General features: G+C 55.3%; 14 protein-coding genes and 1 pseudogene. 8 read left to right on the top strand and 7 right to left on the bottom strand.

What is annotated here, in order from left to right; all coding sequences use genetic code 11:
• Positions 1-549 precede the first annotated feature (549 nt).
• A complete protein-coding gene (gene merR / locus H6X51_RS14895) occupies positions 550-984 on the bottom strand; it encodes an Hg(II)-responsive transcriptional regulator (RefSeq protein WP_005798840.1) in 435 nt (144 codons plus the stop codon).
• A 71-nt stretch (positions 985-1,055) separates the two neighbouring features.
• Between merR and merT the strand changes: the two genes are divergently transcribed.
• Genes merT through H6X51_RS20125 form a run of 7 tightly spaced genes read left to right on the top strand, consistent with a single transcriptional unit; the run spans position 1,056 to position 4,824 of the window.
• The gene (gene merT / locus H6X51_RS14890) at positions 1,056-1,406 is read left to right on the top strand and encodes a mercuric ion transporter MerT (protein WP_005798838.1); all 351 of its coding nucleotides are present in this window, start codon (positions 1,056-1,058) and stop codon (positions 1,404-1,406) included.
• Between the two features lie 13 nt (positions 1,407-1,419).
• Complete coding sequence (gene merP / locus H6X51_RS14885; protein ID WP_004178136.1) at positions 1,420-1,695, top strand: mercury resistance system periplasmic binding protein MerP; 276 nt, start codon at positions 1,420-1,422, stop codon at positions 1,693-1,695.
• Positions 1,696-1,722: 27 nt separating this feature from the next.
• Positions 1,723-2,148 carry an organomercurial transporter MerC gene (gene merC, locus H6X51_RS14880; protein WP_000522996.1) on the top strand — a complete coding sequence of 142 codons (426 nt, stop codon included), beginning with the start codon at positions 1,723-1,725 and terminating at the stop codon, positions 2,146-2,148.
• Positions 2,149-2,186: 38 nt separating this feature from the next.
• On the top strand, positions 2,187-3,872 hold the full coding sequence (gene merA / locus H6X51_RS14875; protein WP_005798829.1) for a mercury(II) reductase: 1,686 nt from the start codon (positions 2,187-2,189) through the stop codon (positions 3,870-3,872).
• A 17-nt stretch (positions 3,873-3,889) separates the two neighbouring features.
• A complete protein-coding gene (gene merD, locus H6X51_RS14870; RefSeq protein WP_005798827.1) occupies positions 3,890-4,255 on the top strand; it encodes a mercury resistance co-regulator MerD in 366 nt (121 codons plus the stop codon).
• Positions 4,252-4,488: a broad-spectrum mercury transporter MerE gene (gene merE / locus H6X51_RS14865; protein WP_005413392.1), complete on the top strand. Its 237-nt coding sequence runs from the start codon at positions 4,252-4,254 to the stop codon at positions 4,486-4,488. The genes merD and merE overlap by 4 nt, the downstream gene beginning before the upstream one ends.
• A 15-nt stretch (positions 4,489-4,503) precedes the next feature.
• Positions 4,504-4,824 (top strand): DUF3330 domain-containing protein, encoded by a 321-nt coding sequence (locus tag H6X51_RS20125; RefSeq protein ID WP_010981356.1) that lies wholly within the window; start codon positions 4,504-4,506, stop codon positions 4,822-4,824.
• Here H6X51_RS20125 and H6X51_RS14855 read toward each other — a convergent pair.
• Entirely contained in the window at positions 4,743-5,141 is a 399-nt protein-coding gene (locus H6X51_RS14855) for a hypothetical protein (RefSeq protein ID WP_456237521.1), read from the bottom strand. The genes H6X51_RS20125 and H6X51_RS14855 overlap by 82 nt on opposite strands.
• Before the next feature lie 500 nt (positions 5,142-5,641).
• On the bottom strand, positions 5,642-5,863 hold the full coding sequence (locus H6X51_RS14850) for a hypothetical protein (protein WP_074777385.1): 222 nt from the start codon (positions 5,861-5,863) through the stop codon (positions 5,642-5,644).
• A gap of 214 nt (positions 5,864-6,077) precedes the next feature.
• On the opposite strand from H6X51_RS14850, the gene H6X51_RS14845 reads away from it, so the two are divergent.
• The gene (locus H6X51_RS14845) at positions 6,078-6,413 is read left to right on the top strand and encodes a DUF2790 domain-containing protein (RefSeq protein ID WP_074777387.1); all 336 of its coding nucleotides are present in this window, start codon (positions 6,078-6,080) and stop codon (positions 6,411-6,413) included.
• A gap of 179 nt (positions 6,414-6,592) precedes the next feature.
• Here the strand turns inward: H6X51_RS14845 and H6X51_RS14840 are convergent, their stop codons facing one another.
• The 4 genes and pseudogenes from H6X51_RS14840 to H6X51_RS14825 form a co-directional block, all read right to left on the bottom strand.
• Positions 6,593-6,940 carry a DUF3147 family protein gene (locus tag H6X51_RS14840; protein WP_036990107.1) on the bottom strand — a complete coding sequence of 116 codons (348 nt, stop codon included), beginning with the start codon at positions 6,938-6,940 and terminating at the stop codon, positions 6,593-6,595.
• 388 nt (positions 6,941-7,328) lie between these two features.
• A complete protein-coding gene (locus H6X51_RS14835) occupies positions 7,329-8,231 on the bottom strand; it encodes a cation diffusion facilitator family transporter (protein ID WP_074777389.1) in 903 nt (300 codons plus the stop codon).
• Positions 8,232-8,322: 91 nt separating this feature from the next.
• Positions 8,323-8,772 (bottom strand): annotated as a pseudogene (locus H6X51_RS14830) (efflux RND transporter permease subunit); the annotation flags it as partial.
• A 147-nt stretch (positions 8,773-8,919) separates the two neighbouring features.
• Positions 8,920-11,361, bottom strand: coding sequence for a heavy metal translocating P-type ATPase (locus H6X51_RS14825; protein WP_036988907.1), 2,442 nt, complete (start codon positions 11,359-11,361; stop codon positions 8,920-8,922).
• Positions 11,362-11,384 lie beyond the last annotated feature (23 nt).

The raw sequence follows: 11,384 nt of genomic DNA, 5'->3' as shown, positions 1-11,384 counted from the left end.
AACCAGATAATCCGATGAGATGCCGGTCTGTCTCACTCTCATGCAAAGGTAAGATCAACCATTTAATCCGCTTACCCTTTCTTCGAACTGCTCCAACAGTACGGCCTACCCCTTCCTCACAGTACAAGGTGCTCCACGACAGCTTTGGTTCAGCTTTTCAGCTTTTCAGCTTTATCGGCCAGGTTGTTCTTTACGAAGAGAGTAGTTCAGACGCGATCTTGAATCGGCCGTTAGTTTGTCGACGCTCAATGGCTGCTTTTGCCGATTGCTGTCGATCATAACTAGCCTTCCATGCCTGGCCAAATTGACCATACCCATGGTGTCTGTAAAGTTTTTGCCTGGCCAACAACGGATATGTCGATCTATGTTGGCCATGTTGAGTTTAAACATCTCAATTGGCTAGGCTTGGTAATAAATGACCGCAAGAATGGTGTCATTTTCAGAAGGCGATAGCACGAATTATCAAAAGTCGGCCGCACGGTTTTTTCTGACGGTTGACGTCACCTCAGAAAACGGAAAATAAAGCACGCTTAGGCGTAGTTCCCTTGGCTACACCGCGTCGGTACTGCGCGGTTCTTTCTTCCCTTGCAGTGAAGCAATCAGCGGGCAAGAAACATTCCCCTGCCGCAGGTGGCAGGCACACACAAGTTCGGAAAGCACCGACTCCATACGCGCCAAGTCAGTCATTTTTTCGCGCACGTCCTTGAGCTTGTGCTCGGCCAGACTACTGGCTTCCTCGCAATGGGTGCCATCCTCCAGCCGCAGCAGTTCGGCTATTTCATCCAGACTGAAGCCCAGCCGCTGGGCTGATTTCACGAACCGCACCCGCGTTACATCCGCCTCGCCATAGCGGCGGATGCTGCCGTAAGGCTTGTCCGGCTCCGGCAACAAGCCCTTGCGCTGATAGAACCGGATGGTCTCTACGTTGACCCCGGCCGCCTTGGCGAAAACGCCGATGGTCAGATTTTCCAAATTGTTTTCCATATTGCTTGACTCCGTACATGACTACGGAAGTAAGGTTACGCTATCCAATTTAAATTCGAAAGGACACGCGCATGTCTGAACCACAAAACGGGCGCGGGGCGCTCTTCGCCGGCGGGCTGGCTGCCATCCTCGCCTCGGCCTGCTGCCTGGGGCCGCTGGTTCTGGTCACCTTGGGGTTCAGCGGCGCTTGGATCGGCAACCTGACGGTATTGGAGCCGTATCGGCCGATCTTCATCGGCGCGGCGCTGGTTGCACTGTTCTTTGCCTGGCGGCGCATCGTCCGACCGACCGCAGCCTGCAAGCCGGGCGAGGTGTGCGCGATTCCGCAAGTGCGCACCACCTACAAGCTCATTTTCTGGTTCGTCGCCGTGTTGGTCTTGGTCGCGCTTGGTTTTCCCTACGTCATGCCATTTTTCTACTAATCAGGAGTTCATCATGAAAAAGCTGTTTGCCTCCCTCGCTCTCGCCGCTTTCGTTGCCCCCGTGTTCGCCGCCACTCAGACCGTCACGCTGTCCGTGCCTGGCATGACCTGCGCCTCTTGCCCGATCACTGTCAAGCACGCGCTTTCCAAGGTTGAGGGCGTGAGCAAGACCGACGTAAGTTTCGACAAGCGCCAGGCCGTCGTCACCTTCGACGATGCCAAGACCAACGTCCAGAAGTTGACCAAGGCGACCGAGGACGCGGGCTATCCGTCCAGCCTCAAACGCTGATCCGTTAACCGAACTCGGGAGCGACACATGGGACTCATCACGCGCATCGCTGGCAAAACCGGCGCGCTCGGCAGCGTCGTTTCCGCGATGGGCTGCGCCGCCTGTTTTCCTGCCATCGCCAGCTTTGGCGCGGCCATCGGACTGGGCTTCTTGAGCCAGTATGAGGGGCTATTCATTGGCATCCTGCTGCCGATGTTCGCCGGCATCGCGTTACTCGCCAATGCTATCGCTTGGCTCAATCATCGACAGTGGCGACGCACGGCGCTCGGCACGATAGGCCCGATCTTGGTGCTGGCAGCGGTGTTTTTAATGCGGGCTTACGGCTGGCAGAGCGGTGGACTGCTCTATGTCGGCCTGGCCTTGATGGTTGGGGTGTCGGTCTGGGATTTCATCTCGCCAGCACATCGCCGCTGCGGGCCGGACAGCTGTGAATTGCCAGAACAACGTGGCTGACGGCAACAGCCGTAGCCACCACAGAAAAGGAAAAATACATGACCACCCTGAAAATCACCGGGATGACCTGCGACTCGTGCGCGGCTCACGTCAAGGAAGCCTTGGAGAAAGTGCCCGGCGTGCAATCGGCGCTGGTGTCCTATCCGAAGGGCACAGCGCAACTCGCCATTGAGGCGGGCACGTCATCGGATGCGCTGACTACCGCCGTGGCCGGACTGGGCTACGAGGCAACGCTTGCCGATGCGCCACCGACGGACAACCGCGCCGGCCTGCTCGACAAGATGCGCGGCTGGATAGGGGCCGCTGATAAGCCCAGTGGCAACGAACGCCCGTTGCAGGTCGTCGTCATTGGTAGCGGTGGCGCGGCAATGGCGGCAGCACTGAAGGCCGTCGAGCAAGGCGCGCACGTCTCGCTGATCGAGCGCGGCACCATCGGCGGCACCTGCGTCAACGTCGGCTGCGTGCCGTCCAAGATCATGATTCGCGCCGCCCACATCGCCCATTTACGTCGGGAAAGTCCGTTCGACGGCGGTATCGCGGCGACTGTGCCTGCGATTGACCGCAGCAAACTACTGGCCCAGCAGCAGGCGCGCGTCGAAGAACTGCGCCATGCCAAGTACGAAGGCATTCTGGACGGCAACCCGGCCATCACCGTTGTACATGGTGAGGCGCGTTTCAAGGATGAGCAGAGCCTGGTCGTCCGTTTAAACGATGGTGGCGAGCGCGTGGTAGCTTTCGACCGCTGCTTAGTCGCCACGGGTGCCAGCCCGGCCGTGCCGCCGATTCCGGGCCTGAAAGAGTCACCCTACTGGACTTCGACCGAGGCCCTGGTCAGCGACACCCTTCCCGAACGCCTAGCCGTGATCGGCTCGTCGGTGGTCGCGCTGGAACTGGCGCAAGCCTTCGCCCGGCTGGGCAGCCAGGTCACGATCCTAGCTCGCAACACGCTGTTCTTCCGCGACGACCCGTCCATCGGCGAGGCCGTCACAGCGGCCTTCCGTGCCGAAGGGATCAAGGTACTGGAACACACGCAAGCCAGCCAGGTCGCGCATGTGAACGGCGAATTCGTGCTGACCACGGGACACGGTGAAGTACGTGCCGACAAGCTGCTGGTCGCTACCGGACGGACACCGAACACGCGCAGCCTGGCACTCGACGCGGCGGGAGTCACCGTCAATGCGCAGGGTGCCATCGTCATCGACAAGGGCATGCGCACCAGCACGCCACACATTTACGCGGCCGGCGACTGCACGGACCAGCCACAATTCGTCTATGTGGCGGCAGCGGCCGGCACCCGTGCCGCGATCAACATGACCGGAGGGGATGCTGCCATCAATCTAACCGCGATGCCGGCCGTGGTGTTCACCGATCCGCAAGTAGCAACCGTGGGCTACAGCGAAGCGGAAGCGCATCACGACGGGATCGAAACCGACAGTCGCACGCTCACGCTCGACAACGTGCCGCGTGCGCTTGCCAACTTCGACACACGCGGCTTTATCAAGCTGGTCATCGAGGAAGGTAGCGGACGGCTCATCGGCGTGCAGGTCGTCGCCCCGGAAGCCGGCGAATTGATCCAGACGGCTGTTCTCGCCATTCGCAACCGCATGACGGTGCAGGAACTGGCCGACCAGTTGTTCCCCTACCTGACGATGGTCGAGGGGTTGAAGCTCGCGGCGCAGACCTTCAGCAAGGACGTGAAGCAGCTTTCGTGTTGTGCCGGATGAGGAAAAGGAGGTGTTCGATGAACGCCTACACGGTGTCCCGGTTGGCCTTTGATGCCGGGGTGAGTGTGCATATCGTGCGCGATTACCTGCTGCGTGGATTGCTGCGGCCAGTCGCCTGCACCACGGGTGGCTACGGCCTGTTCGATGACGCCGCCTTGCAGCGACTGTGCTTCGTGCGGGCCGCCTTCGAGGCGGGCATCGGCCTCGGCGCATTGGCGCGGCTGTGCCGGGCGCTGGATGCGGCGAACTGCGATGAAACTGCCGCGCAGCTTGCTGTGCTGCGTCAGTTCGTCGAACGCCGGCGCGAAGCGTTGGCCAATCTGGAAGTGCAGTTGGCCGCCATGCCGACCGCGCCGGCACAGCATGCGGAGAGTTTGCCATGAACAGCCCCGAGCGCATGCCGGCCGAGACGCACAAACCGTTCACCGGCTACCTGTGGGGCACGCTGGCCGTGCTGACTTGCCCCTGCCACCTGTCCATCCTCGCTGCCGTGCTGGCCGGCACAACCGCCGGTGCATTCCTTGTCGAGTATTGGGTCATCACGGCGCTCGGTTTGACCGGCCTGTTTCTTCTGTCACTGGCGCGGGCGTTGCGGGCATTCAGGGAAAGATCATGAGCGCTTCCCGGCCGGATGGATGGACTACGGCGGAGGGCCCAAGCGTTCGAGCGCGGGCAAGGCTTTCTGTTCGCAAAGCCGATGCCGGCGGCGGCATTCGCCGTCTTCGTCAGTCAATGGAGGGGTGCCACCATGAATGCAAATGATCCGACCGCCACCAGTTGCTGCGTGTGCTGCAAGGAAATTCCGCTCGATGCCGCCTTCACACCGGAAGGCGCGGAGTACGTCGAGCACTTCTGCGGGCTGGAGTGTTATCAACGTTTCCAGGCGCGGGCCAGCACTGCGACCGAAACGAGTGGCGAACCGAACGCTTGCGGTTCGCCGCCGTCAAATTGAGACAAACTTTGCAGTAGCTCGCGGATGATTCGTTCGACCGACTCCGGCAAGCGGCCTTTACCTTTGCCACCGCTCGACTGTCCAAGAGCCAAATCAGTGACCAGCCCCGAACCTTGCCGGGCACGGCGGATCAGGACGTAGACCTGCCGCCGGGACAGACCCAGCGCCTGGGCTGCTGCGTCGGCCGCTTCATGCCCGACCGTCTCCGACTGCGCCAACGGCCCAATGATCTCCGCGCGGCAGCGAGCACGCTCCCATGCCTGTTCTGACAGGGTGGCTACGCCGCGCTCGGCAATCGGTACGGTATCGGTCGCCATGCTCGCCTCGCTTTGGTGCACACGAGTATTGAGCATAGACGAGTTTCGTGCAGAGGAGTCCTGATATCGGGCTGTCAGGAGCCGTATGCACAGCAGGCTTCATGTCTCGTTGATTGGTGCAGTCGTCTTCTGAAAATGACAAATGGGTCAGAGTCGTAATGTGACAAAAGAGTGTGCAACGTAAAGAAGATGATCACAGAAAATCGATCATCAAGTGTGGCTGCCAAAGCAGCAGTACGGATTCGCCGGGTGGATAGCGATACATCGTACCTAGTAGACCCAGCTCTCGCAGGAGGCCTGTCTATCGCCGTTACCGCATCATCGCTCCAAATGCAGGGCGATGATGCGGCTATAAAAATAATGGTTGGGTTTTTGGCCCGAGAATTAATCGGAATTACAATTCAGTTCCCATGCGGTGTTGTTCAGGTAAATTCCTCCAGCGTCGCTAGGTGCGATTACAATGCTCTGCTTCTCAAGCATACTTGAGCGTATAAGCTCTTTTAGCGATTATCTGGCGTGGCCAGAGTGCCTCCATTATCGTTCTTGCTGTTTTTTTGCTTATCCTCTTGTGTCATTTGCTCACGGGCTTCTCTGCGCTCTTTGTTTTGTTCACGCAGGTTCTCTACCATCTGCCGGTAACGCATGCTCCCATCTTCTGCATGGACTACCGCAGTAACGTTCAGCGCAAATAAAAACATGAAAATCGTTGCTAGGGTCCTCATGGCTATACCTCTCATCTGAAATGGATTTTTGGAGACTCGTTAGTATGGTACATGGCGTCACCTGTCCGGCTGGTGACGCTGCGATTACAAAGATGTCATGCTGAAATAGATCAACGATCCTACCTTGTATTACCTCAATGTAATGTCCGTTTCACTTTGGTGACAGAAACGGTGTGCCATCATGTGCTTTGGGTAATTCTAAAGGCAGGAAAAAATGAGTATTCAAACAAGAGTTGCAATGGTTTCTATTATGCTGATTTCCTCATTTGCCATGGCAGAGGGTAGTGCTGATAAAGTTTATGGATCTATGATTCAGGAAAACGAAAAGAGATGGAGAGAGTACGCACTATCGATTGATAAAAATCCGCCTGAAACCGTGCATTACCGCTATGGGATGGATGTAGATATTGAGCGTGTCATACATATTACATCAACACGCATTGGCTGCGGTGTAATGCCTGCCCAGATGACGTACAAAGATTCCAACGGGAATCTAAATATACTTGAGTATCGAGCCTCTGGCACGAAGTGCCCAGGGCAGGGAGGGTGATTTACATTTTTTTATTTATGCGACCTGGTTTGGACACGCAGTTGCCGTGACGACCATGTATTGACAGCGCATTTTCATGCTTATAGCTTGGCGGCCGCAATAGCTGAGTGCCTCTGCCCCCGGCAAGGTGTTGTACTCAGCTATTACGGCCGCCGCTCACCAGACTACCTATTGATCTATCAAAGCAGCTCTAATCCAAAGCGTCGTGCCACAAACGTAAACACGATGAAGCATACGCACGTTGCTAATACATAACCCATGAGGGCCAGCCAGAAGCCGAATCGTGACATGAGAGCGGGAAAAACAAGCATCGCTGGCAGCGTCGGGATTACATACCAGAAGGTGTACCATGCATGATTGGCAATTTTCTGGTCTGGCTGCTGCTCAACATGCAGCCAAATCAAGGTCAGCACAGTAACCATTGGAAGCGCTGCGATTAGACCACCGATACGATCACTGTACTTTGCCGCTTCAGACACCAGAATCACCATGAGCGCAGTGATCAAGTATTTAGTGTATACCTTCAGCTTACGACGTACCCTTTGAGCAGGTCTACGGACTTCCGCTGCGTTTTTGGTTCTAGCATCAGGGTTGATGATTCTCAAAGCAACCCGGAGGTCAAGACCGTAATCCTGCATTAGTTGCTGAAATTTCTCTTCAAATTCTAGTTCTTTTTTTTAAAATTTCGTCTTCAAGCAGACTTTTGAGTCTTGTCTGCTCTTCTTCGATTCGACGTTCGATATCACGATATTCAGCAAGCATTGAGTTATGCATAGGGGCTCCAGTTAGAAGAATAAACATACCTGTGTGACTCTACTAGAATAGCAGTGATGGCTGCTACATTTTTTAATGGCTGATAGCTGATGTTGTGAAATATGCGGAAACTGGAGTGGGCTTTTCCATTCGCCATTTCTTTCAATGCCCATATATTTTTCCATCACCACACTCATTTGAGCGGGATTCCACTTCCAAGGTGCTATGGTTAATGAGAAACTCTTTATCTAGCATGTTTTTCAGATCATTTTTGATCTCTTCACTTTGGTTCATTAGATGGTCTTCAATCACGACATGGGCCTCAAGCGATACCCGGTGCTCATCTATGGGCCATATGTGCAGATGGTGAATGCCAATAACGCCTGTAATAGCTGATGATTTTGATATTATTTCTTGAGGATCTATATTCCTTGGGGTGGCAGACATGAGTATGCGTATGGCACCACCGATTTCCGGGAACGCTTGCCATAATATATACCCAGCTATCATCAGCGTTATCAGGGGATCTACAAATACCCAGTCATACAGAATTATCACCGTCCCTGCAATGATGACCGCAACGGACCCCAACGCATCTGACACGTTGTGTAAAAAAGCCGCCCGAATGTTCATGCTGGACTTTGACAGCGAATAGGTCAGCATGGCCGTTATCGTGTCAACCACTAAAGCAACAGCTGCGATAATCACCACCGTCCACCCCTGAACAGGCTGCGGTTCGAAAAAGCGAAAGATTGCCTCGTAAACCAGATACAAGCCGATCACAATCAAGGTGGTGTAGTTTATAAGCGCTGCAATCATCTCTGCCCGAACATATCCGAATGTCCACGCTTCGTTGGCTGGGCGCCGAGCTATTCTCCTGGCAACGTAAGCGATGGCCATCGAGATGGCATCGCTCAGATTGTGGATTGCATCGGCAACCAGCGAGAGGCTCCCTGAAACTATGCCCCCCGCTATTTGCGCAACGGTCAAGACAAGATTGACGGCTATTGCCCACCAGATGCGTTTATCACCGGCCTGTTCATTATGTAGGTGTTGATGTGCCACGTTGCCTCCTATCACTAATGAAATTTCAATCTGTATCGGCTGCTTCGCATTTGTGGGTGCGCCCTGTTTTTTTGCCGTGGCGACTTCGACGTTATGTCGTAACCTCAACTCGGTGGTTTTGATCGTTTCGGTGAAACATGGAGTACAGGATAGGCAAAACGAACAGTGTCAGCAGTGTCGACGAAATGATCCCGCCAATCACGACTGTAGCGAGCGGTCGCTGGACCTCGGCACCGGTGCCTGTGTTGAGTGCCATTGGTACAAAACCAAGACTTGCCACCAACGCTGTCATCAAGACCGGACGCAGACGCACCAAGGCACCCTCCACAACCGCCGTGACCAGATCGCCCTGTTCTCGCCACAGATCGCGAATGAAGGCCACCATCACCAGACCGTTGAGAACCGCCACGCCGGAGAGCGCAATAAAGCCAACACCTGCCGAGATCGACAGCGGCATGCCCCGTAGCCACAGGGACAACACGCCGCCAGTGAGCGCAAGCGGTACGCCGGTGAAGATAATCAAGGCGCCTTTCAATGTGCTCTTTTTCTTGCTCTACACTGCCATAACGCTGCGGTATATTTACCGTTTTGCCTACGCCGGCTTTAAGCTTTGGCAATTGCGTTGGCATCAGAGATGGTACTTCTAGCTGTTGGCTCAGGATATTCTTAGTACCTCTGCACGAATCGACTATTCTTGATTTGATCTATCACGATAGGCAAGCAGCCGAAGAGCATTGATCACTACTACCAACGTCGATCCTTCGTGCGCGATAACTGCGGGACCGATTCCCAGTCCAAGGATAGTTGCCGGGACCAATAATGTTACGACGCCAAGGCTGATGAAGAGATTTTGGCGAATAACTTTGCGGGTATGTCGGCTGAGTTCGACAGCAAATGGCAAATGCGCAAGATTGTCAGCCATCAATGCAACGTCGGCTGTTTCCAACGCCACATCTGAGCCTGCTGCGCCCATAGCGATACCAACACTAGCATGAGCCATTGCCGGGGCATCATTCACCCCGTCGCCAACCATCGCGACTTCGGTGGTTTCACGCAGCTTGTTGATTGCGGCGACCTTGTCTTCTGGCATGAGGTCACCCCATGCCTCGTCCAAACCAACTTGCTTGGCTACCGCATCGGCTACACGTTGGTTATCTCCTGAAATCATGATCATGCGAGTGATGCCGATGCTGCGCAGTCGTTCAAGCGCAGGCCGTGCTGATGCGCGCGGGGTATCCATGAGGCCGATAACACCGAGATCCCGCCCTGCATGGCGAACCACCATGGTGGTTTGTCCTTGGGTGCGAAGCCGCTCGACAGTTGCCGCAACCGGCGCTACCAATGGCGGGCGACCGTCGTTGCCGAACATTTCTGCTTTGCCTATTTCTACCGTCTCGCCATCCACTTGAGCGATCACACCTGAACCGGTAAGGCTGCGAAGTCCGGTTGCAACGGGGGGCGCTATTTCACCGAGGTGATCCGCACCATCGCGCGCGATAGCGCGTGCTAAAGGATGATCGCTCAGAGCTTCAACAGCGACTGCTATCGCCATGAGTTCGTTTTCTTCAACGCCGGGTGCTGCGACGATGTCGGTGATACGAGGCCGTCCTTCTGTCAATGTCCCAGTCTTATCGAAAGCCAACGCATCGAGCGAACCGAGCATTTCTAAAGGGGCCCCCCCTTTGAACAAAACACCACTGCGCGCGGCTCGCGCGATGCCGGATAATATTGCACTCGGCGTCGCAATCGCGAGCGCACAAGGGCTGGCTGCTACTAACACCGCCATAGCTCGGTAAAAGCTGTCCCGGAACGGCTCATCCAACACCACCCAAGCGAATAGCAGCAGCACAACTGTGGCCAATACTGCTGGTACGAAGATACGTTCGAACCGTTCGGTAAACCGCTGCGTTGGTGATTTTCGTGTTTCGGCTTCGCTGACCATCTTGACTACGCGAGCTAAAGCGCTCTCTGACGCACGCTTGGTTACGAGGACCTCAATTGCACCTGTTCCGTTGATGGTGCCCGAAAATACGCGATGCACTGAGTCAAGAAGATCAGGCCGGGCCTGTGCTCGTGCTGGGTCGGTAACAGGGTACTTGTCAACAGGCACGCTTTCACCAGTCACGGGCGCTTGGTTGATGCTTGTTTCGCCAGCAATCACGAAACCGTCAGCGGGCAAGCGTTCATTTGGTTGGACAAGCACTACATCACCAGGAGTCAGCGCTTCCACGTTAATTTCCCGAATTTCGCCTTCTCGACGAACCCGAGCAGTTTCTGGCGCAAGTTGGGCTAAAGATTCAATTGCGCGTTTGGCACGCCCCATAGCGTAGTGCTCCAGGGAGTGGCCAAGACTAAATAGGAATAGGAGTAACGCGCCTTCGGCCCAAGCGCCCAATGCTGCAGCGCCAGCTGCCGCAACCAACATCAGCGTATCAATTTCGAAGCGCTTAAGTTTCAAGTTCTGAACTGCTTCTCGGACGGTGTAGAAACCACCAAAAAAGTACCCACCAAAATAGCAGGCCAAAGGCAGCCAACTGGGAGACGGCAGTAGCTTCTCCATAGCGAAGCCGACTGCCAGGAAACTGCCAGAGATCAGAGCAAAGATCAGTTCAGTATTTTTACCAAGGATTCCCCCATGTTGATGGTTACCATTATCATGTTGATGGGCTGGCTCATCCGCTTCGGGTACCCGGCGCACACGGAGCCTCGTTAATGTTTCACGGATATCAGATTCGCTGGTCTGTGTACGATCGAACTCTACTCGTACCATACCAGCATCGCTGGCTTCGGCTTCGAGTACACCAGGCAGTGTCAGAAGTTGGGCAGTTACTGTACGCGCCCGACGTGGATGGCCGAGACCTTTGACCCTCCAGACAAGATGACCAAACTGCAATGTAAGACTTGCGCCAGCCGCATTGACGAGCTCGTCAATGCGCTCGAGTGACAGGGTGTCGGGGTCGTAATGGATGCATAACTGGTGCGAGGAATTTCCCCCGTCCGCATGAATATGAACACCCTCGACACCTCTCTGGACACGCAACCCATCCGTAAGACGCTCCACGCAAGCATCTGCTGCATCCGGTATTTCAGGCAGAACGATAGATAAATCGATACGTACTGTTGTCGTCATAAATCTCCCACCCTTTTGCTGTG

It is taken from the genome of Halopseudomonas xiamenensis (assembly GCF_014219065.1).
GTDB classification, from domain to species: domain Bacteria; phylum Pseudomonadota; class Gammaproteobacteria; order Pseudomonadales; family Pseudomonadaceae; genus Halopseudomonas; species Halopseudomonas xiamenensis.
This window is presented reverse-complemented; position numbering and strand designations above follow the sequence as displayed.

Coding starts and splice junctions, on each gene's coding strand:
- merR (WP_005798840.1), bottom strand. CDS start 984: ATGGAAAACAATTTGGAAAATCTGACCATCGGCGTTTTCGCCAAGGCG.
- merT (WP_005798838.1), top strand. CDS start 1,056: ATGTCTGAACCACAAAACGGGCGCGGGGCGCTCTTCGCCGGCGGGCTG.
- merP (WP_004178136.1), top strand. CDS start 1,420: ATGAAAAAGCTGTTTGCCTCCCTCGCTCTCGCCGCTTTCGTTGCCCCC.
- merC (WP_000522996.1), top strand. CDS start 1,723: ATGGGACTCATCACGCGCATCGCTGGCAAAACCGGCGCGCTCGGCAGC.
- merA (WP_005798829.1), top strand. CDS start 2,187: ATGACCACCCTGAAAATCACCGGGATGACCTGCGACTCGTGCGCGGCT.
- merD (WP_005798827.1), top strand. CDS start 3,890: ATGAACGCCTACACGGTGTCCCGGTTGGCCTTTGATGCCGGGGTGAGT.
- merE (WP_005413392.1), top strand. CDS start 4,252: ATGAACAGCCCCGAGCGCATGCCGGCCGAGACGCACAAACCGTTCACC.
- H6X51_RS20125 (WP_010981356.1), top strand. CDS start 4,504: ATGGATGGACTACGGCGGAGGGCCCAAGCGTTCGAGCGCGGGCAAGGC.
- H6X51_RS14855 (WP_456237521.1), bottom strand. CDS start 5,141: ATGGCGACCGATACCGTACCGATTGCCGAGCGCGGCGTAGCCACCCTG.
- H6X51_RS14850 (WP_074777385.1), bottom strand. CDS start 5,863: ATGAGGACCCTAGCAACGATTTTCATGTTTTTATTTGCGCTGAACGTT.
- H6X51_RS14845 (WP_074777387.1), top strand. CDS start 6,078: ATGAGTATTCAAACAAGAGTTGCAATGGTTTCTATTATGCTGATTTCC.
- H6X51_RS14825 (WP_036988907.1), bottom strand. CDS start 11,361: ATGACGACAACAGTACGTATCGATTTATCTATCGTTCTGCCTGAAATA.